At 56.8% G+C, this 24571-nt stretch carries 19 protein-coding genes; 16 read left to right on the top strand and 3 right to left on the bottom strand.

What is annotated here, in order from left to right:
- Positions 1-118: 118 nt before the first annotated feature.
- Positions 119-817 (bottom strand): DNA-3-methyladenine glycosylase family protein, encoded by a 699-nt coding sequence (locus tag RBB81_RS05345; RefSeq protein WP_179580858.1) that lies wholly within the window; start codon positions 815-817, stop codon positions 119-121.
- 414 nt (positions 818-1231) lie between these two features.
- Here RBB81_RS05345 and RBB81_RS05350 point away from each other — a divergent pair, with 414 nt between their 5' ends.
- From RBB81_RS05350 to RBB81_RS05415, 14 genes are all read left to right on the top strand, one after another.
- Positions 1232-2101: a cytochrome c3 family protein gene (locus RBB81_RS05350; RefSeq protein WP_179580860.1), complete on the top strand. Its 870-nt coding sequence runs from the start codon at positions 1232-1234 to the stop codon at positions 2099-2101.
- Entirely contained in the window at positions 2098-5298 is a 3201-nt protein-coding gene (locus RBB81_RS05355; protein WP_353072975.1) for a TAT-variant-translocated molybdopterin oxidoreductase, read from the top strand. The genes RBB81_RS05350 and RBB81_RS05355 overlap by 4 nt, the downstream gene beginning before the upstream one ends.
- A complete protein-coding gene (gene nrfD, locus RBB81_RS05360) occupies positions 5298-6752 on the top strand; it encodes an NrfD/PsrC family molybdoenzyme membrane anchor subunit (protein WP_179580864.1) in 1455 nt (484 codons plus the stop codon). The genes RBB81_RS05355 and nrfD overlap by 1 nt, the downstream gene beginning before the upstream one ends.
- A complete protein-coding gene (locus tag RBB81_RS05365; RefSeq protein WP_353072976.1) occupies positions 6752-7294 on the top strand; it encodes a DUF3341 domain-containing protein in 543 nt (180 codons plus the stop codon). The genes nrfD and RBB81_RS05365 overlap by 1 nt, the downstream gene beginning before the upstream one ends.
- Positions 7295-7301: 7 nt before the next feature.
- Positions 7302-8084: a c-type cytochrome gene (locus RBB81_RS05370; RefSeq protein ID WP_353072977.1), complete on the top strand. Its 783-nt coding sequence runs from the start codon at positions 7302-7304 to the stop codon at positions 8082-8084.
- Between the two features lie 33 nt (positions 8085-8117).
- A complete protein-coding gene (locus RBB81_RS05375; RefSeq protein ID WP_353072978.1) occupies positions 8118-9461 on the top strand; it encodes a hypothetical protein in 1344 nt (447 codons plus the stop codon).
- The gene (locus RBB81_RS05380; protein WP_183790584.1) at positions 9451-10140 is read left to right on the top strand and encodes a hypothetical protein; all 690 of its coding nucleotides are present in this window, start codon (positions 9451-9453) and stop codon (positions 10138-10140) included. Before RBB81_RS05375 ends, RBB81_RS05380 begins: the two co-directional genes overlap by 11 nt.
- 37 nt (positions 10141-10177) lie before the next feature.
- Complete coding sequence (locus RBB81_RS05385) at positions 10178-11077, top strand: SCO family protein (RefSeq protein ID WP_353072979.1); 900 nt, start codon at positions 10178-10180, stop codon at positions 11075-11077.
- Positions 11078-11086: 9 nt separating this feature from the next.
- Positions 11087-12130 (top strand): cytochrome c oxidase subunit II, encoded by a 1044-nt coding sequence (gene coxB / locus RBB81_RS05390; protein WP_353072980.1) that lies wholly within the window; start codon positions 11087-11089, stop codon positions 12128-12130.
- Entirely contained in the window at positions 12127-13800 is a 1674-nt protein-coding gene (locus tag RBB81_RS05395; RefSeq protein WP_183790580.1) for a cytochrome c oxidase subunit I, read from the top strand. The genes coxB and RBB81_RS05395 overlap by 4 nt, the downstream gene beginning before the upstream one ends.
- Positions 13793-14557, top strand: a complete 765-nt coding sequence (locus RBB81_RS05400) for a cytochrome c oxidase subunit 3 (protein ID WP_353072981.1) — start codon at positions 13793-13795, stop codon at positions 14555-14557. The genes RBB81_RS05395 and RBB81_RS05400 overlap by 8 nt, the downstream gene beginning before the upstream one ends.
- A 39-nt stretch (positions 14558-14596) precedes the next feature.
- Positions 14597-14932 (top strand): cytochrome C oxidase subunit IV family protein, encoded by a 336-nt coding sequence (locus tag RBB81_RS05405; RefSeq protein ID WP_179580879.1) that lies wholly within the window; start codon positions 14597-14599, stop codon positions 14930-14932.
- A gap of 148 nt (positions 14933-15080) precedes the next feature.
- The gene (locus tag RBB81_RS05410) at positions 15081-16457 is read left to right on the top strand and encodes a deoxyribodipyrimidine photo-lyase (protein ID WP_353072982.1); all 1377 of its coding nucleotides are present in this window, start codon (positions 15081-15083) and stop codon (positions 16455-16457) included.
- A 685-nt stretch (positions 16458-17142) separates the two neighbouring features.
- Positions 17143-19281: a choice-of-anchor D domain-containing protein gene (locus RBB81_RS05415; RefSeq protein ID WP_353072983.1), complete on the top strand. Its 2139-nt coding sequence runs from the start codon at positions 17143-17145 to the stop codon at positions 19279-19281.
- A gap of 27 nt (positions 19282-19308) precedes the next feature.
- On the opposite strand, the gene RBB81_RS05420 is transcribed toward RBB81_RS05415, so the two are convergent.
- Together RBB81_RS05420 and RBB81_RS05425 are read right to left on the bottom strand one after the other, a co-directional pair.
- Positions 19309-20484 carry an NAD(P)/FAD-dependent oxidoreductase gene (locus RBB81_RS05420; protein ID WP_353072984.1) on the bottom strand — a complete coding sequence of 392 codons (1176 nt, stop codon included), beginning with the start codon at positions 20482-20484 and terminating at the stop codon, positions 19309-19311.
- Positions 20485-20614: 130 nt separating this feature from the next.
- Positions 20615-21907, bottom strand: coding sequence for a class I SAM-dependent rRNA methyltransferase (locus tag RBB81_RS05425; protein WP_353072985.1), 1293 nt, complete (start codon positions 21905-21907; stop codon positions 20615-20617).
- A gap of 370 nt (positions 21908-22277) precedes the next feature.
- Here RBB81_RS05425 and RBB81_RS05430 point away from each other — a divergent pair, with 370 nt between their 5' ends.
- Both RBB81_RS05430 and RBB81_RS05435 read left to right on the top strand, forming a co-directional pair.
- The gene (locus tag RBB81_RS05430; protein WP_353072986.1) at positions 22278-22613 is read left to right on the top strand and encodes a PadR family transcriptional regulator; all 336 of its coding nucleotides are present in this window, start codon (positions 22278-22280) and stop codon (positions 22611-22613) included.
- Positions 22610-24241: an alpha/beta fold hydrolase gene (locus tag RBB81_RS05435; RefSeq protein ID WP_353072987.1), complete on the top strand. Its 1632-nt coding sequence runs from the start codon at positions 22610-22612 to the stop codon at positions 24239-24241. The genes RBB81_RS05430 and RBB81_RS05435 overlap by 4 nt, the downstream gene beginning before the upstream one ends.
- Positions 24242-24571: the final 330 nt, after the last annotated feature.

Genomic DNA, 24571 nt, shown 5'->3' on the forward strand with positions numbered 1-24571 from the left:
CAAATGCAACGGAAAAGGCAAAAGCGAAGGCAAGTGCAATAGGAGATTCTCCGCCTTTGGCGAAAGATGACAACAAAAAAGTAAGGGCAAGTACAACTGCAACTGCGAAGACACACGGTTAGGTCTTGGGTTTGACGAGGTCGCAGGCTCGCCAGAGATACCAGCTGGCGACCGAGCACCAGGGCTCCCATTTTTTGGCTCGACGACGCATGACGTCGGGTTTGGGGAGATCCATGGGTGTGACTTTGTCAACGGGTTTGAGTTTGCCGAAGGTGAGGGCGAAGCCTTTACGGACGCCGTAGTCGTCGACGGGCAGGACGTTTGGTCGGCCTAGCCGGAAGATGAGAAGCATCTCGACGGTCCAGCGGCCGACGCCGCGGACCTGGGTGAGGTGCTCGATGATGGCTTCGTCGGACATGCGACGGATGCGGAGGAGGGTGGGGACGGTGCCGTCGATGGTCTTGGCGGCGAGATCGCGGAGGGCGAGGGACTTGTTGTGCGAGAGGCCGGCGGCGCGGAGCTGCTCGTTGGGGCAGTCGAGGAGATGCTGGGCGGCGAAGTGCTCGTTGGAAGTTACTGGGTAGAAGCTTTCGAGCAGGCGGCGGTGGATCGCGGCGGCTGCTTTGCCGTGTAGTTGCTGATAGATGATGCTTTCGACGAGGGCTTCGAAGGGGGATTGGGTGCTGGCGACTCTGAGGGTGAAGGGACCGGCGCGTTCGATGAGCTTGCCTAATTTGGGATCGGAGGTGGATAGATCCAACAGGGCCTGGCGGGCATCATAGCGGGGAGAACGAGGAGCGTGGTGTGGGCGCGGCATGACACTGACGGTATCGCAGGAGGGGCGGGAAAGTCTTGTGCGCGATTAGCAGAATTCGGACTAAGTTGGTTTCCATTTACAAGTCCGATACGTTTCGGGCAGGGTAGATGTAGTGGTCGTTTTCAGCCGGTGAACAAGCATGCACGAGATGTTGTGCGTGGGATTTGAAGTGGGTTCGATAATCGGATGTTGCAGCAGGAAAATCAGTTGCGAGTTGTAGGGGATGAGTCGAGGCGGGGTTTTCCACTGCTATACTCTGAGTTTCGAAGACAGAAATTTTCGGGGCCTCCGTTTGCGGATGCTCCAGCCGCCGCGTATGGATTGCGCGGCGATCAGCCAGAAGCAGTAACTAAACCTTGACAGCAACTTCTCAACCCTTAGCTCAGGTAATGCAGAGGAAGCAGGAACGCACTCATGGCGCAAGTTTTTGACCGCAGTTCGAACGCGCTGGCTCGATTCAGCCTTGTATTGACGGGCGTAATCGTCATCGCGCTCGGCGTAACCCTGGACCAGCTACAGCGATCACCGTGGGTGACGCGGCAGGGCCAGCGGCCAGATCAGCCGATACCGTTCAGCCACAAGCACCATGTCGAGGGACTTGGTTTGCAGTGTCAGTACTGCCACACGCAAGTGGAAAAGGCTGCGTACGCCGGGATTCCTCCGACGAAGACCTGTATTAACTGCCACGCGCAAATCTGGACGAACGCGGAACTGCTGGAGCCGGTTCGACAGAGCTGGGCGACTGGCGCATCGATTCAGTGGATTCGGGTGCACGATCTACCGGACTACGTTTACTTCAACCATGAGATCCACGTGAACAAGGGTATTGGCTGCGCGAGTTGTCATGGACGCGTGGACGAGATGCCGCTGATGTACCAGCAGAACACGCTGCAGATGGAGTGGTGTTTGAACTGCCATCGCAATCCGGCGGTAAATCTGCGGCCGACCAGCGAGATCTACAACATGGCGTGGGCTGGGCCTTCGAGCGAGAAGCCGGTGTGGTGTTCGAGCACGGCGACGGGCGCAGCTGGATCTGGACCGACGGCGCAGAATGTGAGCTGCACGACGACGAATCCTTCGGGCAAGAGTCCTGAGGTGGCGATGTTGCAGATGAACACTGAGGCGAATGGGCCGACGTCGAGCGATGTGCCCCCGCTGGGGATCACGATGCCGGCGAGCTATCAGAAGTTCACGAGCCAGATTGACCTGGGCAAGTATCTAACCGCTCAGTATCACATCCGCAATCCGGAGCAGCTGTCGAGCTGTGAGACGTGCCACCGATGAAGACGACTGGGAATCAGACTGGAACAGACGAGACGATGGCTGAGATGAGAGCACCGGCAGGACAACCCGTAGTAGTCACCCAGATTGCACCGGCGAAGATGACGCTTGCTGAGGTCCATGCGAAGTTGGATGGCAAGACGGGTCGGCGCTTCTGGAAGAATCTGGATGAGTTGGCGGATACGCCGGCGTTCCAGGAGTTGATGCAGGAAGAGTTTCCACGGCAGGCTGGAGCGGGCGAGTGGGTCGATGCAGTGAGTCGACGCGGCTTCCTGAAGGTGATGGGCGCGTCGTTGGCGCTGGCTGGGCTGGCGGGTTGTACGAAGCAGCCGGATGAGCCGATCTTTCCTTACATCAAGCAGCCTGAGGACCTGGTTCTCGGCAAGCCGATGTACTTTGCGACGGCGTATCCGTTTCCGACCGGCGCGATTCCGGTGCTGGTGAAGTCGGATTCGTTCCGGCCGATCAAGGTCGACGGCAATCCTGAGCATCCGATGTCGAAGGGTAAGTCGGATGCATTTACGCAGGCGACGCTGCTCGATCTGTATGACCCTGATCGTTCGCAGCATGTGCTGCATCGCGGCGAAGTCTCGTCGTGGGGTGAGTTTCAGCAGGCGTTTGCAACCGCCGCCAAGAAGACCTCTGGTGGACAGGGGATCTACTTCCTGAGCGAGACGATTACGTCGCCCACGTTGGCGGTGCAGTGGAAGCAGGTGCAGGCGGCGTATCCGCAGGCGAAGCTGGTGCAGTGGGAGCCGGTAAACCAGGACTCCTCGCGCGCGGCCTCGAAGGCGGCGTTCGGCAGCTATACGGATGCGCAGTACAAGCTGGAAGAGGCTGACGTCATCCTCTCGCTCGATGCCGACTTCCTGGGTGGTATTGCTCATCCGGGTTTCCTGCCGCTGGCTTCGGGCTATGCCGAGCGACATCGGTATGAAGAGGGTAAGACGATGAACCGGCTGTACGTCGTCGAGACCATGCCGACGGTGACGGGGTTCAAGGCGGAGCATCGACTGGCGTTGAAGCCTAGTGAGATTGCGACTTTTGCGCAGGCACTGGCGACCGGCTCGGCTCCCCAGGGTGCGACTGCGGAACAACAGAAGTTTTTTGCAGCGTTGAGCGCGGACCTGAAGAGCGCGGGCGGCAAGTGTGTCGTGATTCCTGGCGAGCAGGCTTCGCCGGCGGTTCATGCTGCGGCTTATGCGTTGAACTCTTCGCTGGGTGCTGTAGGCAAGACGGTTATCTACACCGAGACGGTGAATCCGATGCCGAGCGAGCAGGTTGCTGACCTGAAGTCGCTGGTTGCCGATATGAAGGCCGGCAAGGTGCAGTGGCTGGTGATGCTCGGTGTCAATCCGATCTATTCAGCACCGTGGGATCTTGGTTTCCGAGACGCCTTCGCGAATGTTCCGGTGACGGTGCAACTGGCGTCGCATGTGGATGAGACGGGCGCGATCTCGAACTGGCATATCAATAAAGCGCACTACCTCGAGAGCTGGTCGGATGCGCGGGCATACGACGGAACGATCTCGATTATTCAGCCGATGATCGATCCGATGTATGGCGGCAAGTCGGCGCATGATGTGCTGCAGGCGCTGCTGGCGGATCCGCAACAGTCGGCCTATGACGTGGTGGTTGCAAATGCGAAGACTTATATCAAGGGCGACTTTGCTACCTCGTGGCGCAAGGCGCTGCATGATGGCTGGGTAGAAGGAACTGCCTTCACGGCGAAGGCTGGTGGTGCGGGTAAGAGTTCTCTAGCGTCCTTCCCCGCGGCTGCGGCTCAGAGTGGACTTGAGGTTTCGTTCCGGCCTGATCCTTCGATCTACGATGGGCGGTTCGCGAATGTGGGCTGGCTGCAGGAGTTGCCCAAGCAGGTGACGAGTCTGAGCTGGGATAACGCCGCGATCATGAGCATCAACACGCTGGCCGATTTGAAGCTCGATGAGTCGGATCCGGTGAAGATTTCGTTGAATGGCCGCGAGGTGGTTGCGCCGGCGATGATGATTCCCGGACATCCGGATGGCGTGATCACGGTTCATCTTGGCTTTGGCCGAGGCGTTGAGGCGGGTCGTGTTGGTCAGGGCGTCGGCTTCGATGCTTACCAGATTCGCACTACCGATGGGTTGTTGTCGGTTTCAGGCGCGACCGCAAAGAAAGTTCCCGGAACGTACGATCTTTGCATCACGAAGGTCCACAACATCGAGCATCGCGGCAGCTTTGCGCAGCACGATCTGGAGAAACCGCTCTCGGATAAAGATGGCGTGTACTCGCTGGCCGGGCACGAGGCGGAGGAGCGGTCGATCATCCGGTACGCGACTTTGGATGAGGTCAAGAAGAATCCGAACTTCGCTCATGAGGGCGGGGCGAGCGGCACGCTGATCGACAAGGTTGGGTATTCGCCGCAGGGCGAGAAGGTGCCACACGACAACTCGTTCTTCCCGGATAACTGGAACTATGAGAAGCAAGATCCATCGACGCTGAAGATTCAGAATGCGTGGGGCATGGCGATCGACCTGAACAGCTGCATTGGTTGCAATGCCTGCATCGTCAGCTGCTATGCGGAGAACAATATCCCCGTGATAGGGCGCGAGCAGGTGAAGGTTGGGCGCAATATGCAGTGGCTGCGCATCGATACTTACTTCGAAGGCGATCTGCATGCACCGAAGGCGCACTTTCAGCCAATGGCCTGCCAGCACTGCGAGAACGCGGGCTGCGAACAGGTCTGCCCGGTGGGCGCGACAGTGCATACGCCGGAGGGCCTGAACACGATGGTCTATAACCGCTGCGTTGGAACGCGATACTGCTCGAACAACTGCCCCTACAAGGTTCGCAAGTTCAACTTCCTGTTGTATTCGGACTACGACACGGAGAGCCTGAAGTTCATGCGGAATCCTGACGTTTCGGTTCGTTCGCGCGGCGTGATGGAGAAGTGCAGCTACTGCGTGCAGCGTATTGAGGCGGCAAAGATTACTGCGGATAAGGAAAATCGCGAGATTCGTGACGGCGAGATCGTGACGGCATGCCAGCAGGCCTGCCCGACGAGCGCTATCACCTTCGGCAATATCAACGACAAGGCGAGCAAGGTGGCAAAGATGAAGGCTGAGGAGCGCGATTACCAGGTACTCGCCGACCTCAACTTCCGTCCGCGCACCACCTATACGGCCGGAGTCATCAACCCGCATCCGGAGCTGGCATAATGGCGACCAAAGGACCCATGCAAGACCCGAGCGTCGATCCCGTGATTGATCCCATGATCGACCCGCGTACTGGCGAGTATGCGGTTATCGCGCCGGGCCATAACTTCAAGTCGGTGACGCAGAAGATTGCTGGCATCGTGCTGACGTCGAACACTCCGCTGGGCTGGTTCTTCGGCCTGATCGTGGCCGCCGGTGTCACTATGGGGCTGGTGATCGGCTGTACCTGGCTGTTCCTGAAGGGCGTCGGAATCTGGGGCGTTACGATTCCCGGCGCCTGGGGATTCGCCATCATCAACTTTGTGTGGTGGATCGGTATCGGCCACGCGGGTACGCTGATCTCGGCGATTCTGCTGCTGTTCAAACAGACCTGGCGCAACTCGATCAACCGGTTTGCGGAGGCCATGACGATCTTTGCGGTGGTCTGCGCGGGAACGTTTCCTCTGATTCACGTTGGCCGGCCCTGGCTTGCGTACTGGCTCTTCCCTTACCCGAACACGATGAACGTGTGGCCGCAGTTCCGTAGCCCGCTGGCGTGGGACGTCTTCGCGGTTTCGACGTATGCGTCGATCTCGATCATCTTCTGGTACATCGGAATGATTCCCGACTTCGGGACGCTTCGCGACCGGGCTACGATGCCGGCTGCGAAGTACTTCTATGGGATGCTGTCGCTGGGATGGCGCGGATCGACCCGGCACTGGATTCGCTATGAGTCGGCTTCCCTGCTGCTGGCGGGGCTTTCAACGCCGCTGGTGCTCTCGGTGCACACGGTCATCAGCTTCGACTTCGCGGTGGCGGCACTGGCGGGATGGCATACGACGATCTTCCCACCTTATTTCGTGGCGGGAGCGGTGTACTCGGGTTTTGCCATGGTGCTGACGCTGGCGATTCCGATCCGAAAGTTCTACCACATGGAAGATCTCGTGACGCTGCGACACCTGGACAACATGGCCAAGGTGATGCTGGCTACGGGTTCGATTGTGGCCTATGGGTACGGCATGGAGGTCTTCATGGCGTGGTATTCGGCCAGCCACTGGGAGTTCTTCATGATGTGGAACCGCATGTTCGGGCCGATGGGTTGGGCTTACTGGATCCTGATCCTGACCAACATCGCGATTCCGCTGACGACGCTCTGGTCGCGCAAGCTGCGGGTGAACGTGACGTTTCTGTTTATCCTGTCGCTCATCGTCAATACGGGTATGTGGTTTGAGCGTTTCGTCATCGTCGTGACCAGCCTCTACCGCGAGTATCTGCCCTCAAGCTGGGGCACCTACCGCGCGACGAAGTGGGATTACATGATCTACGTGGGAACGATGGGTCTGTTTACGTTCCTGTTCTTCCTCTTTGTTCGCTTCCTACCGATGATTCCGATGTCCGAGATTCGAATGATGCTGCCGCAGACGAAGGTGACGCCGGGCGGAGCAAACGCAGAGACAATCAGTCAGGAGGAGTCCTAATGCCGCCCCGCGAAGGAATTTACGGTCTGCTGGCCGAGTTCAATACCCCCGGTGAGTTGGTGCATGCGACCGAGGAGGCGCACCGTGCCGGTTATCGCAGGATGGAGTGCTACACGCCCTATCCGGTGGAACAGGCGGCGGAGGCGCTGCACTTCCACCAGACGCGCGTCCCCTTGGTTTGCCTGCTTGGCGGCTTGATGGGGGTAACGACGGCGTTCCTGATGGAGACGTGGATCAACGTGTGGGCCTATCCACTGAACATTGCTGGTCGTCCGTTGTTTTCCTGGCCTGCGTTCATTATTCCGGCCTACGAGTGGACGATTCTGTTTGCAGGTTTTTCGGCGGCTCTCGGAATGATCGCGCTCAATGGCCTGCCGCAGCTTTATCATCCGGTGTTCAACGCGCCGAACTTCAGGAATGGCGCGACGACCGATAAGTTTTTTCTGTGCCTCGAGGCAGTTGATCCGAAGTTCTCGCTGAGCGAGACGCGGGCTTTCCTCGAGCAGTTCCCTGCGGTCTCCGTGGTGGAGGTGGATCATTAATACCCAAGTGAGATTGACATCCCGACGCATCACCTTGGCCACGGCTGCGCTGTCGCTGCTGGTTGCGGTGGGTTGCCGGCAGGATATGCATGATCAGCCGAAGTTTTTTCCTCAACGTGGCACGGATTTTTATGCGGATGGCCGCTCTGTGCGTCCGCAGGTAGAGAACACGGTTGCGCGAAACCAGCTGCATGAAGACGCCTACTTTTATACCGGGCTTGTGAATGGAAAAGAGGGGAACGGCATGCCCTTCCCGGCTACGATGCAAGTGTTAGAGCGCGGGCAGGAGCGTTACAACGTCTACTGCACCCCGTGTCACTCGCGTGTGGGAAATGGGATCGGCATGATCGTGCAGCGTGGGTACTCCAAGGCTGGCAGCTTTCATTCGGCTCGGCTCGAGAGCGCGCCACTGGGGCATTTCTTTCACGTGATGTCGAATGGCTATGGTTCGATGCCCGACTATTCATCACAGATCACACCCGCAGACCGCTGGGCGATTGTCGCCTACATCAAGGCTTTGCAGCTGAGCCAAAAGGCGACGCAGGCGGACGTTGCATCAGGAGCTCACGTTGAGCCGCTTGCAGGCATTGCCGAACGAGAGGGCCTGCCAGCCTCTTTTGCAAATGAGTGGGTGCTACCGCCGACTGCTGTGACGGGAACACCTGATAATGGACTTTATGTGCTACCCGTCCCGGGAGCCGGGGCTGCTGGAGCGCCATCTGCTGCACCATCGCGAACCAACGCAGTTCCTCCGGCGGCGTCTGCCGGACAAACCGCACCGAAGCAGTAACCTCGGAAGCTTCCGAACGAAGGCTTGAAACGCATGTCATTTGGACACGAACATAACGGAGAAGCAGGCGGGCAACACGACCACTCCCACCACGGGCCGCGAGTACTGCCTGCGTCGCTCGCCGCGCCGGAGATTCTCTCCGCCTGGCGGACGCGTGCGCTGATCATTTTTGCGGTCGCCACGATTCTGTCGATCTTCTTCGCATTCACTCACGAGGGAAAGAATCATATTCTTCGCGCCTACCTGTTGGGCTACATGATCTGCTTCAGCTTCGCTGGTGGTGGGTTGGCAATGCTGATGCTGCAGTATGTCAGCGGCGGTAAATGGGGTCTGTTGCTGCGACGCCCGCTCGAGGCGATGACGCGCACGATCTGGCTGGTAGGCCTGATGTTCGTGCCGATCATCTTCCTTTGGAAGCATTTGTATCAGTGGGCGGCGTTTCCGACGGCTGGAGCGGTGGCTCAGGCGTTGGCAAATCACGCGGTGACGCTTGAACAGGCGATGACGCTCGATGCTAAGCGAGCCATGTTGAATCCGGCTGCGGCAATCTTTCAGACTTTCGTGATCTTCGCGATCATCGGGACGTTCGCGTTTCTTCTCAATAAATGGTCGCTACAGCGTGACGCCGATCCAGAGCGTGGGACCGAACCAAGCTTTGACCGTTGGCGAGTGAAGTTCGAGAACCTGAGCGGCATTGGAATTCTGATCTACGTCATTCTCCTTACCGATGGTGCGGTCGTCTGGATCAAGTCGCTGGACATCACCTGGTATTCGTCGATATGGGGGCTGCAGTTCCTGGTAGGGCAAGGTTACGCGGTACTCGCGCTCGGGATTCTGACGGTAATTCTGCTGTCGCGGTTTGAGCCGATGAAGACGATGCTGCGGGCGACAGAGCAGCACGACCTGGGCAAGCTGGCGTTCGCCTTCGTGATGCTCAATATCTATCTTTGCTTTGCAGAGTTCCTCATCATCTGGTCGGGGAACGTGCCGGACGAGATTCCCTGGTATCTGAACCGAATCCACGGTGGGTGGTGGTATGTCTGCTCTGCGGACTTCATCTGCCACTGGCTGATTCCCTTCTGCCTGCTGTTGTCGAGGGATCTGAAGAGGAACAAGCAGAAGATGATCTGGTTGACGTGCTTCATGATCTTCGCGCGCTGCCTGGATATGTTCTGGCTCATCGAACCGAACTTCGCAGATGCTGCGGGCAATCTGCATATCGCCGGCAATATGGGAATTCTTGCCTACATCACTGTTCCCGTAGCTGTTATTTCGCTGTGGGCCGCTTATTACATGACGCAATTGCAAGCACGTCCTCTGCTCAACGTGAACGATCCTCACGTTGAAGAGATGTTGGAGCCTGAACATGCCCACTAACGATCACGAAATGCACCAGACTCCGGGACCACACGACGTTCATGTCCGCGATGCGGAGTCTCCGGGATACGAGACGACGGACGTCAACGCCGGTGGTGTGGCAGTGTTTTTGGCCGGTCTATTTGGATCTGTTCTGGTCTTCTTTATCTTCTGCTTTGTGATGGGGAAGGTCATCAACTCGGCGATTGAAAAATCTGACGGGCCAACGACAAAGTGGAATAAGCTATCGGCGTTTGCTGGCGCGGAGACAACCAATGGGAAGCGGCAGGATCTGGCCAGCAACCCAGAGATGCAGCAGAGAGAGTTTCAGCAGATGACGTCGAGCTTCCCGGAGCCGCGACTCGATATCGATGATGGCAATCAAGCGACGGCGGACATGCATGCTCGCGAGGATCTGCTGCTGAACTACTACAGCGTGACTCCTGCCGAGAATGGGTCGATTCGAATTCCGATCTCTCGTGCAATGGAGTTGATCGCGCAACGTGGTCTCCCGGTCAGCCCTCAGGCGGCTGCTACCGTTGAGATGGCCGGAGATGAGAAGCCAGTGGTCTTAGCTCCTTTGACCTCCGGATTTGCCCGGACCGGATATGAGCTTGAGGTTATCGAAGCACGGGAGCAAAAGATGACATACGGCAAAGCTGAAGCAGCCACGCAGGCGGAGTTTGCTCCAGCAAAGTAATGAAATTGATCAAGCAGATTTAGCATAGAGAAGAGATATGAGATACGGGCGGACAATCCGACGTGGATGGCAGGCGGCGATTCTTTGCTGCGCCCTGTTTGGTGCACCGTTGTTTGCGCAAGTCTCAAGCTATGGCGATAAGCAGAGTGGCGATAACGCTGGCGACCAGTTGCCGCAGGTTTTGCAGAAGGTCGGGGTTTCGCAGCATTTGAATCAGCAGCTTCCTCTGGACGCGTCTTTTGTGGACGACACCGGGAAGACTGTGAAGCTGGGCGACTACTTTGGAAAGCATCCCGTTATTCTTTCGCTGGTTTACTACAACTGCCCCATGCTTTGTTCTGAGGAACTGGACGGACTGACCGGTGCGCTGGAGATGGTCAAGCTGACACCCGGGAAGGACTTCGATGTAGTAATTATCAGCATCGACCCGAGTGAGACTCCGGAGACCGCGGCGGCAAAAAAAGCCTTCTATGTGAAGCGTTATGGGCGCCCGGAGACTGCTTCGGGTTGGCACTTCCTTACAGGGCAGCGACCGGCGATTGATGCGGTAACGAATGCAGTCGGGTTTGGCTATGTCAAGGTTCCCGGACCTGATGGAAAGCTGACGCAGTTCGCCCATGCGAGCTCGATCGAGATTGTTACGACGGACGGGAAGTTGGCTCAGTACTACCTGGGAGTGGAGTACTCGCCGAAGGACATGCTGCTTGGGCTGATCGATGCTTCGGGCAACAAGATTGGTTCTCCGGTGGCGAACATTTTGACCTATTGCTATCACTACGATCCGCAGACGAATAAGCATTCGCTGATCATCGCGCGAGTGGTGCAATTTGGCGGCATGGTGACGGTCGCAGGATTAGGCGGCTTCATGTTTTTGATGTTTCGACGAGATGTCAACTCCGCGCGCGAACACGACCTGACTAAGAAAGAGAACGGATAAAGGGTAACGATGCATATCAGTCCAGTCCTGTGGCAATTTTTGGTGAAGTGGCTCAACGCTTCGGCGCTCTTTCCGCGCGAGGCGTCGACCATTGCGCCCTACGCTGACGCGCTCTACTTCTTCCTGCTGTTGATCACAGTGATTGGTCTGACGCTGGTGGGTTTACTTGTCTTCGGTTTCTCGATCCGCTACCGCAAGGAGAAGCACCCAGAGGCGATTCAGGTGGAAGGGTCGACCTTGCTCGAGGCGACCTGGACGATCATTCCCCTCGCTCTCTTTCTGATCGTGTTCGTGTGGGGCGCGTTGCTGTATTTCCGGATCTACAATCCTCCGACTAACGCGATGAACATCTATGTGGTCGGCAAGCAATGGATGTGGAAGGCAGAGCATCCGGGCGGGCAGCACGAGATCAACGCGCTGCACGTGCCGACTGGCCGCCCTGTGCAGTTGACGATGATCTCGCAGGACGTGTTTCATAGCTTTTCGATTCCTGACTTTCGCGTAAAACGTGAGGTGATTCCGGGACGCTACTCAACGGTTTGGTTTCAGGCGACGACTCCAGGGACTTACCATATCTTTTGTACGCAATATTGTGGGACGAATCACTCGGCAATGATTGGCGAAGTCACCGTGCTGAGCCCGGATGATTATGATAAGTGGACACAGGAGTCCACCAGCGGCATGTCGTTGGCTCAGAATGGTGAGAGACTCTTTGCGAGTATGGGCTGCAACGCATGCCATTCGGGGAGTGCGGCTGCTCGTGGACCGAACCTCGCGGGTGTTTACGGGTCGAAGTTGCAGCTTGCCAGCGGATCGCAGGTGCTGGTCAACGACGCCTATCTGCGTGATTCGATCCTTAATCCTTCGCAGCACATCACGGCCGGATATGCGCCGATCATGCCGACTTACCAGGGGCAGATCAGCGAAGACGGCTTGATCGACCTGGTCGAGTACATCAAAGCTATGCAGAGCAACTACCGTGTCCAGCAGACGCTGACCACGTCACAGTCGAACGAAACGGCGCCGACAACGCCAGGGGTGGTGAAGCCATGAGTGCAACGAGCTACACAATCGTCAATTTGCCGGATCAGAGAACGGCTACGATTCCAAAGCGCAATTATCTGAACAACGAGGACGGACTGCTCAGCTGGCTGTTTACCGGCGACCACAAGCGCATTGCGATTCTGTATCTGATCTCGATCACGTTCTTCTTTTTCATCGGCGGTGCGTTTGCAGGTCTCATCCGACTTGAACTCCTGACGCCTCAACCTGATCTTGTGGCTTCGGATACGTATAACAAGTTCTTCTCGATGCACGGTATCGTGATGATCTTCCTCTTTCTGGTGCCATCGGTGCCGGCGACGCTGGGGAACTTTCTGATACCGATCATGCTCGGCGCGAAAGACCTGGCATTTCCCAAGGTGAATCTGCTGAGCTGGTACCTCTACTGGATTGGCGGTTTGTTCACACTGGCTGCTCTCGTTCTGGGTGGTGTGGATACGGGCTGGACATTTACGACTCCGCTGTCGACGCATTATCTGAACACTCATGTGGTGACGGCCGCGACGGGAGTCTTCATTATCGGATTCTCGTCTATCTTTACTGGTCTGAACTTCATCGTTACGATCCACCGGATGCGGGCGCCTGGCATGACCTGGTTCCGTATGCCGCTGTTCTGCTGGTCGAATTATGCGGCGTCCATTCTGATGGTGCTTGGAACCCCGGTTTTGGCGATTACGTTGGTTCTGGTTGCGCTCGAGAGACTTGTCGGTATCGGAGTCTTCGATCCTACCAAGGGCGGCGACCCGCTGCTGTTTCAGCATCTTTTCTGGTTCTACTCGCACCCGGCGGTTTACATCATGATCCTTCCCGGTATGGGTGTGATCTCTGAGGTCATCAGCACCTTCAGCCGCAAACGGGTGTTCGGTTATACAGCGGTTGCATTCTCGTCCGTAGCGATTGCTCTGTTTGGGTTCTTTGTCTGGGCTCACCACATGTTCATCATGGGCGTCTCCAACTACTCGGCGCTGGTATTCTCGCTGCTGACGATGCTTGTGGCTGTACCTTCGGCGATCAAGATCTTCAACTGGGCATTCACCTTGCAGAAGGGTTCCATCACCTTCGAAACCCCGATGCTTTACGCCTTTGGGTTCTTGGGACTCTTCACGATCGGTGGCATGACGGGAGTGTTTCTCGGTGCGTTGGGCATGGATATTCACCTGACGGAGACGTACTTCATCGTTGCTCATTTTCACTTTGTGATGGTGGGCGGAATGTTGATGGCGTTTCTTGCGGGTATCCACTTCTGGTGGCCGAAGATGACTGGGCGTATGTATCCTGAGTCGCTCTCCAAGCTTGCTGCGGTCACGACCTTCATCGGATTCAACCTGACCTTCCTGCCGCAGTTCATTCTTGGCTACCTGGGAATGCCGCGACGGTACCATGCTTATCCGCCGGAGTTTCAGGTACTGAATGTACTGTCGACCGCGGGTGCCACGGTACTTGGCGTCGGCTACATGCTGCCCCTGCTTTATCTGGGGTGGTCGCTGAAGTATGGCGCTATAGCAGGCAATAACCCGTGGCAGGCCACCGGGCTCGAATGGCAGATTCAATCGCCGCCGTTGACCGAAAACTTTATTGAGACGCCGGTCGTTGATCATGAAGCTTATGACTACGAGTGGCTCGCCCACAAGACTGCACAAGAGGTGACGACCGTTGGATAACGCGATCGTAGCTACGCATCCCCACACTCACGAGACCGCGGTTGCGGCGGAGCACGAACACATCGTTCTCCCGCAGCATCGCCATCACTTTGAAACGAAAGAGCAGCAGCGCGAGGCTGCCACGTTCGGGATGTGGTTGTTCCTCCTGACTGAAATCATGTTCTTCGGTGGACTCTTCTTCGCCTACCTGCTGTACCGCAACTGGTATCACGATGCGTTCGTCGTGTCTTCCAATCAGCTCAGTATTCCTTTGGGCGCTGCTAACACCGCTATCCTGATCACCTCGGGATTCTTTATGGCACTTGGGGTGTGGGCTGCGGAGGTACAGAAGAAGGGTCTTCTTGTCCTCTTTCTGGTCCTCACCACATTTTTCGGGGTCGCTTTTCTTGGGATCAAAGCCGTTGAATATCATGAGAAATGGGAGAAGCATCACATCCCAGGAGCGCACTTCGATGTCTCCGAGTTCATCAATCCGCAGGCGTATGGGTTGAAGGAGAAGCCGCTCGCACCTGATATGGCGCAGAAGACGCAGGTGTTCTTCTTCCTTTATTTTGCGATGACCGGAATGCATGCCTTCCACATGATTTTGGGAGTTGGGCTCTTGTTCTGGCTGACGTGGCGCGCCAATCGGGGGGAGTTCTCCTCCGGGTATGTCGCACCTATCGAGAACTTCGGACTGTATTGGCACTTCGTGGATATTGTCTGGCTCTTTCTGTTCCCCTTGCTTTATCTCATCAACCGACACCCCGGCTCCTAGCCGCGACTGTAGTTCCGTTTTGGCTGGAAGGAGAAGAGTATGTCCGAATATCATGATCCGTCGAATGTCATCAATCCGGAGCACGCTGACCATCACATCATTACGCCGGTGACCTATGGAATCGTCTTTGCAACGTTATTGGTCTTTACCGGGATCACGGTGGGCGCGGCCTATGTGGATCTGGGTATCTTCAATCCGGTCGTTGCGCTGGCTATCGCGAGCTTCAAGGCTGTTGTGGTGATCCTGTTTTTTATGCACGTCAAATATCAGTCCAAGCTGATTAAGCTGACGGTTGCTTCAGGATTTTTTACCTTTCTGGTCCTGATCACGATGACGATGAGCGACTACATCAGCCGCGCGTGGGGTCTTTGGTAGTACAGATGGTTTTCACTAGGATGCGGCCTTCGGGTCGCATTTTTTGTTGCGGTCGAACTTCGGCTAGAGCACCCCATACACTCGAGTTATGCCCTTTGCGCGATCTGCCCTGTCGGAAGAATTGATTAGCTGGTCAAAAGATTCCCGTGTGACAGTGCGGCGGGACGGAGGGCCGGATCCAGAGGGCAGGTGCGTTGTCTACTGGATGCAAAGGGCGCAGCGCGGTATCGACAATCATGCAGTCGACCTGGCCGCTAAGGTGGCGAACCTGCTCGGCCTTCCCCTTGTAGTTTATTTTGCCGGGATCTCTAACTTTCCCCATGCAAATCTGCGCCACTACGTATTTCTCAATCAAGGGCTGCCGGATATCGAGGCAGACCTTGCGGCTCGCAATATCACGTTTGTGATGCGTCGCGCTCCACGCGAGTCGCACCAGCAGATGTTGGCTGACGTGCATGCAGCGTTTCTGATTGGGGATGAAAATCCGATGCGCGTGCCGGAACAGTGGCGCAAGGATCTGGCATCGAAGATCAAGATCCCGTTCTGGACGGTCGATACGGATGTGGTGGTCCCTTCAAAGCTCATAGAAAAGGCTCAGTATGGCGCCTATACGATTCGTCCGCGCCTCTATCGTCTGCTGCCCGCGTATCTGCACCGCTACGAAAATGTGCACGCCGACCATGCATGGAAGCGGCCTAGAGGATTCTATGTCGATTCCGTCCATGAGGACATGACGCGCGACTGGAAGGAACTTGACCGTACCGTTCTGCCGGTGGAAGCGTGGAAAGGGGGAACTCATGCTGCGCTTCGGCGTCTCAAGTTTTTTACAGGAGAGCTTCTGAAAGATTACGACACGCAGCGTAATCATCCGGAGACCGATGGCACTTCTTGCATGTCGCCGTATCTACATTATGGGCATATTGGTCCAATCACGATTGCTCTCGCCGTGGATGCGGCTGCGAAGGCAAATCCGAAGCTACAGACTGCACGCGACAGCTTCTTCAACGAACTGATCGCCTGGCGGGAACTCGCGGTCAACTTTGTGCGCTACACGGCAAACTATGACTCGCCCGATTGCGCTGAGAGCTGGGCCAAGACGACTATCGCCGAACATGCTCGCGATGAACGCGAACATTTGTACACGCTTCATCAGCTGGAGAACGCGCACACTTTTGACGATCTCTGGAATGCAGCCCAGATTCAAATGGTTCGATATGGCTGGATGCATAACTACCTGCGGATGTACTGGGCGAAGAAGATTCTGGAGTGGACGCCGGACGTCGCTACCGCGATGAAGTACTCGATCTATCTCAACGATAAGTATTTTCTGGACGGACGCGATCCTAACGGATACGCGGGTATTGCGTGGGCGATCCTGGGGAAGTTCGATCGTGCCTGGGGAACTCGGCCCATCTTCGGCAAAATCCGATACATGTCCGGTGCTTCGACGGGCAAGAAGTTCAATTCCAAAGAGTACATTCGACAGATGGAAGTCCTGCCTCAGCAAGGTTCGCTAGCGTTTTAGGCGTTCGGAAGCGGCTGTCTTCTCGGCAGACGCCTTTGTCATCACCCCATTCAGGGGCCCGTCCAGGTCGAAGTCTGCTGCCTCTCTTCGACTAATAAGCCTACAACTATGATGAGATTGTGGCGATGTTGTAGCTGATGGTAGATTCGAGAAATAGCGGACGTTGTTCGATGCCTGTTACACCGTCGCCGTGGAAGACTTTGAAGAGGTGGCCACAGAGCCCCGTGATGTCCAAAAGCCAGAATGTTTATGAGAGATTCCTCATCCCGTTCTGGCACCGTCTGTCGTACTTCTCCTGCTCTAGCGTTGACTCATCCTATGTCAGCTTGCAGCATCATTGTTAGCTGTCTTTAAGTTGCGGATCAAACGCTATGGGCCTGGTCGTATCCTCACAACACGAGCGTCTTGCGGATCGTCTCCGCCACGGTGTGAGTCGCTTCTTTTATACGATTGTTCTTTTTCTCACGTTTACTGCGCCTATTCTCGTCCTTGGCCAGTGGTACCCTACACCTGCAACTGCGACGCACGAAGGCACTGTGCCCTCGGCGAATTCCATCTCTCCGCATACGGTTCGATCGCGTCGATTTCTCGGCGGCCGTACTCTTGCGGGAGATGAGCCGGCTGCGCAAGCCATGGATGCGGCTCGCCTCATGATGCGACTGGGAACACCATTTATGCGACGGTTATGGGGTTTGCAGGAAATGGGATCAACGCCGCGCATCTCTATCGCTCCACCGATGCCGGTTCTCATTGGAGCAACATCAGCAGCAACCTTCCTGACGCCCCGGCCAATAGCGTCGTCGTCGATCCCAACGATGCCAATACGCTTTATGTTGCGATGGACACGGGTGTATATGTCACGACGGGGGTTACCACTTGCGCCACTGCTAATTGTTGGAGCGTCTACGGCACTAATTTGCCGAATGCTCCTGTGGTCGAACTCGCGGCTGCGCCAGCGATGGCTACCGGCGACGGCCGCACCGGTGAGTTGCGCGCTGCAACTTATGGTCGCGGTTTATGGCAGATTCCCCTGGTTACGGCATCTACCGCAGCGCAACCGACGATCAGCCTCAATCCCTCTTCGCTCACTTACAACGCGCAGTCGATCGGTACGGCGACTGCGGCGCAAACTATTACAGTTACAAATACAGGAGTGGCACCGCTTACAGTCAGCCTGGTGGCGGTCACGGGCGATTTCAACGAGACTGATAACTGTACGGCAGCGCCTATCGCTATCGACCTGACCTGCACGATTCAGGTAAGCTTTCTGCCGACTGCAACGGGGAGTCGTACCGGTATCTTCACTGTATACGGCAATGTTGCCGGCGGCCAGGCGACCGCGACACTATTGGGTACCGGATTGGCCGCGGCAGCTATTGTCCTCGATCCCGTTGTGCTCACGTTTCCTTCGACACTTCTCAACGCAACCAGTCCGGTTCAGAACATCACAATCTCAAATACGAGTAGTGCCGCAGTGGGCTTGCAGGGAGCGACCATAACAGGCGGAGACTTCAGAATCACGGTCAACACCTGCGGTCCGAGCCTCGGGCCAGGGGTCGGATGTACAGTCGGTATTGCATTCACGCCTACTGAGTCCGGAGCGCGAAGCGGAACCTTAACCGTGACCGATGATGTGGGAACCCAGACGGCTTCGCTGATTGGAGTTGGGACATCTCCTGCGACTGATGCACTCTCGCCACTGTCACTGACTTTTGGCGTACAGCAGATCGATACTGCGAGTCCTGCACAGCAGATTACCCTGTCCAATACGGGCGATCTGCCGCTGACACTGATTGCTGCACAGATTACGAGTGGAGATTTTACCGTAGTCAATGCCTGCGGCAATTCGCTGAATCCGCATTCTGCCTGTTCGATGAATGTAATTTTTGCGCCGAAGAACGTTGGACCGCTCAGCGGTGTGCTTTCGGTATCGGATCAATATAGAACTCAGACAGTTGCGCTAAACGGTATCGGCGTTGCGCCGCCTGGTGTATCCCTGGCTCCCTTTTCGACGGTTGTGTTCCCCCCCACCGGTGTTGGTCTTCAGTCTCCACCGCAGACTGTTACGCTGACCAACAACGTCGGTGTTCCGCTCTCGATACAAGGGATTTCGCTTACAGGAGACTTTGTGATTTTGCCGAATAGCAGCACTTGCGGTGCTAGCGTTGCGGCTAATACTGCGTGCGTGTTACAGGTTGCTTTCGCGCCGACTGTCGGTGGGCCGCGTTCTGGATCGCTTACCGTGACGGATAGTGCGGGCAATTCACCTCAGAAACTTTCACTTACTGGACCAGGTGTTGATTTCACACTCACCACGAATGGGATTACCAGCGTTAGTATCACGAGTGGTCAGAACGCTGTTTTTCCGTTACTACTCAGTTCGGCGTCGAATGTTTCTGGCACGGTAACTTTCACCTGCACGGGAATGCCCGCTAACTCAACCTGTAACGTCACGCCCTCCAGCATTCCGCTCGGCAGTACGACTACCGTATCCGTGACTGTATTGACGGGCGTTGCCCCAGCCTCGCCGTCCATTCGCTCTTGGATCAACCGCCCAGGCATACTTTTATTTGCGACGTTGTTCCCGTTCGGGTTGCTGGTGCTGCGACCAGCGCGCCGCACAAGCGTGGCCGGTTTTGCTCTGCTGTGTTTACTGATCGCTGCGAGTGGCTGTGGTGCGGGACGGGAGATTCCTTTATCAAGTGGATCGAATCCTGGTGCACCATCAGGCCCGGTGACGACGGCGGGGACCTACACTGTCGTTGCGGCGGCGACAAGCGCTGGCTTGACGCGAAGTGTCAATCTCACACTGATCGTTCAGTAAATCCTAGGAGTTTCGATCCTGCGATGTTCAGGCAGACTCGCCTGCGCTCACTCCCGAGGCCCACGCCCATTGGAAGTTGTATCCACCCAGCCATCCTGTTACATCGACGACCTCACCAACAAAATAGAGACCTGGTACCTTGCGGCTCTGCATCGTCTTGGCATCCAGTTCTGCGGTGTCAACGCCCCCCACTGTGACCTCGGCTTTGGCATAGCCTTCGGTTCCTGCCGGCACCAGACGCCACTGGTGTAAACGCTGTTCTAGCGCCGCTAAAGATGCGTTCGTCCAGTCGTCTGGATTATGGAGCGCAACCCATCGTTCTGCCATGCGGGCCGGCAACACAGCTCGTACGGCGTTCATCGCTGCGGCCGCATCTCTTCGCGAATTTTTTGCCAGCAAGGGAGCGAGTACTTTCAAATCGGGTGCGAGGTCTAGTGTCACGGTCTCGCCCGGACTCCAGTAGGACGATGCTTGCAGAATCGCGGGGCCGCTCAGTCCGCGATGGGTGATCAACATCTTTTCGCGGAAGTTTCCTCGTCGGGGGCGGGTGCTCGACTGCGCCACGACCTCAGCTGAGACACCTGCCAGGTCGCACCATTGTTCGCGATCTTCTGCACTGAAGACGAGGGGAACCAGGCCGGGCCGGCACTCTACGACACGCAGGCCAAACTGTTCGGCCAAGGTGTAGCCGAATGCGGTAGCGCCCATCTTGGGGATTGAAAGGCCACCGGTGGCGATGACTACGGATTCGGATTGAAACACCGTATCCGAGGTGTGAACTTCGAGGTGGTCATTGCGATGAACGGAGATCGCTATAGCGCCGAGAATTATGCGAACACTCGCCTCTGCGCATTCGCGCTCCAGCATGGTGATGATGTCGTGGGCAGAGCGGTCGCAGAAGAGTTGTCCAAGCGTCTTCTCGTGGTAGCGGATGCCGTGTCTTTCGACCATGGCGATCATGTCTGAAGGCGTGAAGCGAGCTAGGGCGGATTTCGCGAAGTGGGGATTCTCTGAGAGGAAGTTTTCTGGGCGGCAGTGGATGTTGGTGAAGTTGCAGCGGCCGCCTCCTGAGATCAGAATCTTTTTTCCGACGCGTTCGGCGTGATCGAGCAGAACTACCCGGCGCCCGCGCTTGCCGGCTTCGATAGCACACATCATTCCCGCTGCGCCCGCGCCCAGTACTATGACATCAACCTTTTCCACGTGCGCTCGCGTTGTCATTCTTTGTTGGAGGTTTCCGCTTGCATTGTCTTAGAGTTCTTCTCCGTCTGAGCCGAAGCTGGCGCTCGTTCGGATTGAATTTGGGTGAGAAGATTTTGCGGATATTTTTTTCTTACCCCACCCGGCAGATGAGGCACTTGAGGTAGCTGGTCTCGGGGAGGGTGAGGACGGCGGGGTGGTCGGGGGCGGCCCCCCGGGTCTCGAGGAGCTGGACTCGGCGGGCTGCGTCGGAGGCGGCGGAGGAGACGACCTCGGTGAACTCCTGCAGGGGAACGTGGTGGGAGCAGGAGCAGGTGATGAGGGTTCCGCCGGGGCGGAGCATCTTCATGGCGCGGAGGTTCAGCTCCTTGTAGCCGCGCATGGCGCCTTCGGCGGCGCGTTTGGACTTGGCGAAGGCGGGTGGGTCGAGGACGATGGTGTCGTACTGATGGCCGGTGGATTCGTACTCGCGGAGGAGCTCGAAGGCGTCGGCTTCGATCCACTCGACCTGGGCGGGAAGATCGGGGTTGAGCTCGCGGTTGCGGTCGGCGACTTCGAGGGCGCTGCGGCTGGCGTCTACTCCGGTTACACTGCGGCAGTGTTGCGCGAGATGGAGGGCGAATCCGCCCTGATAGGTGCAGATGTCGAGCGCGGAGCCGGTTGCGTATCGGGCTGCGGCGGCGTAGTTGAGGCGCTGATCGAGGAAGGCTCCCGTCTTCTGACCAGAGCCGGCGTCGAAGTGAAAACGAAGGCCGTTGATGGTGAAGATGGTGGTGAGTTGTGGTGTTTCGGTGGTGTTTGGGTGGTGGAGTGGACCGGGGTTGGGGTGGGCCAGTTGCTCGAGTTCGCGGATCTTGGGGTCGGGGCGCTCCCAGAGGGTGATGCCGCCGGTGTCGAGGCGGAATCGGTCGCGAAGGACTTCGGTGAGGAGGTGGCGGACGTCGTCCTGGGCGGTGCCCTGGGTGAGGAGTTGGAGGATGACGAGGTCGTTGTAGCGGTCGGCGACGATGCCGGGGAGGTTGTCGGCCTCGGAGAAGATGAGTCGGCAGGCGTCGTCTTCCATGGACTCGGGCGCTACTTCGTCTCGGAGCGCCAGGGCGGCGAGGACTAGCTCGCGTACCTGGTCAAGGTAGGCGACTCGGGTGAAGGCGGCTTCGTTCGAGACGATTCTTACTGCGATCTGCGAGGCTGCGCTGTAGAGGCCGGTGCCCAGGGGGATGCCTCGGCTATCCATTACCGTGATAAGGGCCCCGGGCTGGAGGTCGGTGGCCCCGGTTGGCGGGACGAGGGACTCTACGTCTGACCGGTAAACCCAGAGGTGTCCGGCTCGGAGGCGGTCTGCGGCGCGGCGGGTGATCGCTGCGGCGGGTCCGTGCGGCTGGGCCGCGACGACTCGCGGGGCCCGATCTTCCACTTTTCTAAGCATCTTTCAATGGTCGCATAGCGTTTAGGCCGGCACGACCCTCCCCCTCCCCCTGGAGGTATTTTGTACGGAAGTTGTTTTGTTTCAGTCGTTTGGAGGGGTACGGTGTCTGTAGAATATTGATTCTAAATGGTTTGCCTGCAAAATATTACAAATAAACGGGTTACGGGATGGTGAGGAAAGGTCCCGGCTCGTTTTGGAGCCTTTTATCTCTCTGGTTCCAGTATAGCGGCTGGAGGATAACTCATACGCCACGCGAATGTGCTGGATTGACGCGGTGATTCGCGGTTTTGGGGCTTGAAAGAGTTTGGCGGTTGATCAAGATTTGTCATTTACGGTTGCTTAATTTTATTTATTCGCTATATTTGAATAAATGAGAGAGCATAGCTATCTCGGTGAGTTTGAACTCATCCTCCTGCTGACAATTCTTCGTCTAGGAGACGATGCGTATGGTGTTCCTCTGTCCAGAGAACTCTCTGTGGTGCGCGGCAGGGATGTGGCAGTCGGAAGCGTTTATGCGGCGTTGGACCGGCTCGAGTTGAAGGGACTGATCGCGTCCAGCCTGGGTGAATCAAGTCCGGAGCGAGGAGGTAGAGCGAAGCGATACTTCCGCGTGACCGCGGAGGGGATTCGCTCCATGGAAGAGACACGGCGGGTACTGACAGGGCTTTGGAAGGCACTCCCCTCTGGGGAAGGTGATCTGATATGAAGTCGATCAACTCAGTAGCACTGGCAACGTGGATGTTGGAGCATCTGGCCTTCGGGTCGGATAACGAGGCTCTCTGCGGCGACCTGTTGGAAGAGTTCCAGCTTGGTCGTTCGGTGGCGTGGTATTGGCGTCAGGTGTTAGCCGCAATCGCGATCCGAGCCGGCGGCGCGGCTCGCAAGCTCGCGGTCCCTGTCGCGTTTTCGGCTGGGTGGACCACGCTCTATCCGGCGTGGAGATTTGTTACCAGGGTCTCAGGTGTCTACGTGGGGCCCGATCAAGGAACATGGTTCGCATGGCCCTCCTCGGCCCTGATGCAGATTGGCTACGGGGTGGTTCCGGGAGTTTTATTTGTTTGGGTTGGGTTTTTGATTTTTCTTCTGTTCCGCGCGGCGGCGGGCATTGAGTTGCGAGAAGGTGGTTTGCTTCGCGGTCTGTCGCAAAGCCTCACCGTGTTCTTTCTATCGACGATCCTGCTTCTCTTTTATTTGCGGCATCCACAGGTGGATCTGGCCTGTGTCACCCGAGGCGATTTCTATACCGTCTTTCATCTTTGCAATATCAGTGTTCCGATTGCTCTCAGTGTTCTGGCGGCGGTTCTGGCCTTGGTTCCACGGGCATCGCGAAGTCATCGGCGAAGACGTCGCCCGAATGATCCAGTGTTGAGCGGGATGAGGCGTATGGTGCAGGCGTTCTGTCTCATCCTGTCTTTGTCGCTGGTCGCCTCTGCGCAGACCATCTCTTCTCCATCCGTTCAGTTTGTTTCGGTCGCTCAAGACGTCCGGCTGGAGGTTCTTGATTGGGGCGGGACTGGGCGACCGATGATCTTTCTAAGCGGCTTGGGAGACACTGCGCATGACTTCGAAGATTTCGCCAAGAAGTTCACTGCGAACTATCACGTCTACGGAATCACGCGGCGTGGCTTTGGAGCTTCCAGCAAGCCGGCTCCAGAGATTGTGAACTATGGCGCCGACCGTCTGGGGGATGATGTGCTTGCCGTGATGGACGCACTTAAACTCGATCGCCCCATCGTGGTCGGTCACTCTATCGCGGGTGAAGAGTTGAGCTCCATTGGGAGCCGCCATCCGGAAAAAGTTGCCGGGTTGGTCTATCTCGATGCGGCATTTCCCTTTGCCTATTACAACCATGCTAACAGCGAGTGGACGCTGGATATGGTGGATGTCAGGAAGCAGATTGAGGCGTTCCAGGCAGGCGCGATGTTGGAGCCTCGAATTGTGGAGGAGATGTCGGGCAGCGTCGAGCTGCTCGAAAAAGATCTGCGGGATATGAAGAAGGAGTTGGCGATGTTTCCCCCACCCTACCCGCCGCCGCCCCCTCCAATTGGTTTGGCAATCAAGTTCGGAGAGCAAAAATACACGCAGATTCCGGTTCCAATTCTTGCTGTGGTTGTGTGCCCTCACAACTTCGATGATTTGAAAGACAAACCGAAGATTGAAGCTGCGATCGTTGCAGAGGATTCGGCTCGCTGCACGGCGCAAGCTGATGCATTCGAAGCTGGGGTTCCGACGGCCCACGTTGTTCGTCTGCGAAATGCTGACCACTATGTTTTTAAATCGAACGAGTCAGACGTGATTCGGGAGATGAATGCCTTCCTCACAGGATCGCATTGAGGGCTGGAGGACATCCTTAGGGGTAGTTTTAAAGCCTACATATGGGCACCGGTTGCGTGGGTGAGTATTGGGTCTCTTTGCTGCGTCACCGTAGTTGATACAGCAGATTCCTCCGCTGCGCTGCGGAATGACAACAAAGAGACAGGCAACGGCAAAACCAACTGCAAAGGCGAAATACGGGGATTCTTCGCTTCGCTCAGAATGACGGCCTAGGACAGGCAACCACAACGACAAATGCGGGGGTTTCTCCGCTGCGCGGACCACGGTGAGGCTGTGGTCCGCTTCGGTCGAAATGACGATTTTGTTGGTTGGGTGACTTTATCAGACCGG

Source organism: Tunturibacter gelidoferens, from assembly GCF_040358255.1.
Taxonomy (GTDB): domain Bacteria; phylum Acidobacteriota; class Terriglobia; order Terriglobales; family Acidobacteriaceae; genus Edaphobacter; species Edaphobacter gelidiferens.

Excerpts from the sequence above, each read along its gene's own strand:
- RBB81_RS05395 (WP_183790580.1), top strand. The coding sequence starts at position 12,127 with ATGAGTGCAACGAGCTACACAATCGTCAATTTGCCGGATCAGAGAACG.
- RBB81_RS05430 (WP_353072986.1), top strand. The coding sequence starts at position 22,278 with ATGAGAGAGCATAGCTATCTCGGTGAGTTTGAACTCATCCTCCTGCTG.
- RBB81_RS05385 (WP_353072979.1), top strand. The coding sequence starts at position 10,178 with ATGAGATACGGGCGGACAATCCGACGTGGATGGCAGGCGGCGATTCTT.
- RBB81_RS05355 (WP_353072975.1), top strand. The coding sequence starts at position 2,098 with ATGAAGACGACTGGGAATCAGACTGGAACAGACGAGACGATGGCTGAG.
- RBB81_RS05345 (WP_179580858.1), bottom strand. The coding sequence starts at position 817 with ATGCCGCGCCCACACCACGCTCCTCGTTCTCCCCGCTATGATGCCCGC.
- RBB81_RS05380 (WP_183790584.1), top strand. The coding sequence starts at position 9,451 with ATGCCCACTAACGATCACGAAATGCACCAGACTCCGGGACCACACGAC.
- RBB81_RS05435 (WP_353072987.1), top strand. The coding sequence starts at position 22,610 with ATGAAGTCGATCAACTCAGTAGCACTGGCAACGTGGATGTTGGAGCAT.
- RBB81_RS05365 (WP_353072976.1), top strand. The coding sequence starts at position 6,752 with ATGCCGCCCCGCGAAGGAATTTACGGTCTGCTGGCCGAGTTCAATACC.
- RBB81_RS05375 (WP_353072978.1), top strand. The coding sequence starts at position 8,118 with ATGTCATTTGGACACGAACATAACGGAGAAGCAGGCGGGCAACACGAC.
- RBB81_RS05405 (WP_179580879.1), top strand. The coding sequence starts at position 14,597 with ATGTCCGAATATCATGATCCGTCGAATGTCATCAATCCGGAGCACGCT.
- nrfD (WP_179580864.1), top strand. The coding sequence starts at position 5,298 with ATGGCGACCAAAGGACCCATGCAAGACCCGAGCGTCGATCCCGTGATT.
- RBB81_RS05415 (WP_353072983.1), top strand. The coding sequence starts at position 17,143 with ATGGGGTTTGCAGGAAATGGGATCAACGCCGCGCATCTCTATCGCTCC.
- coxB (WP_353072980.1), top strand. The coding sequence starts at position 11,087 with ATGCATATCAGTCCAGTCCTGTGGCAATTTTTGGTGAAGTGGCTCAAC.
- RBB81_RS05350 (WP_179580860.1), top strand. The coding sequence starts at position 1,232 with ATGGCGCAAGTTTTTGACCGCAGTTCGAACGCGCTGGCTCGATTCAGC.
- RBB81_RS05425 (WP_353072985.1), bottom strand. The coding sequence starts at position 21,907 with ATGCTTAGAAAAGTGGAAGATCGGGCCCCGCGAGTCGTCGCGGCCCAG.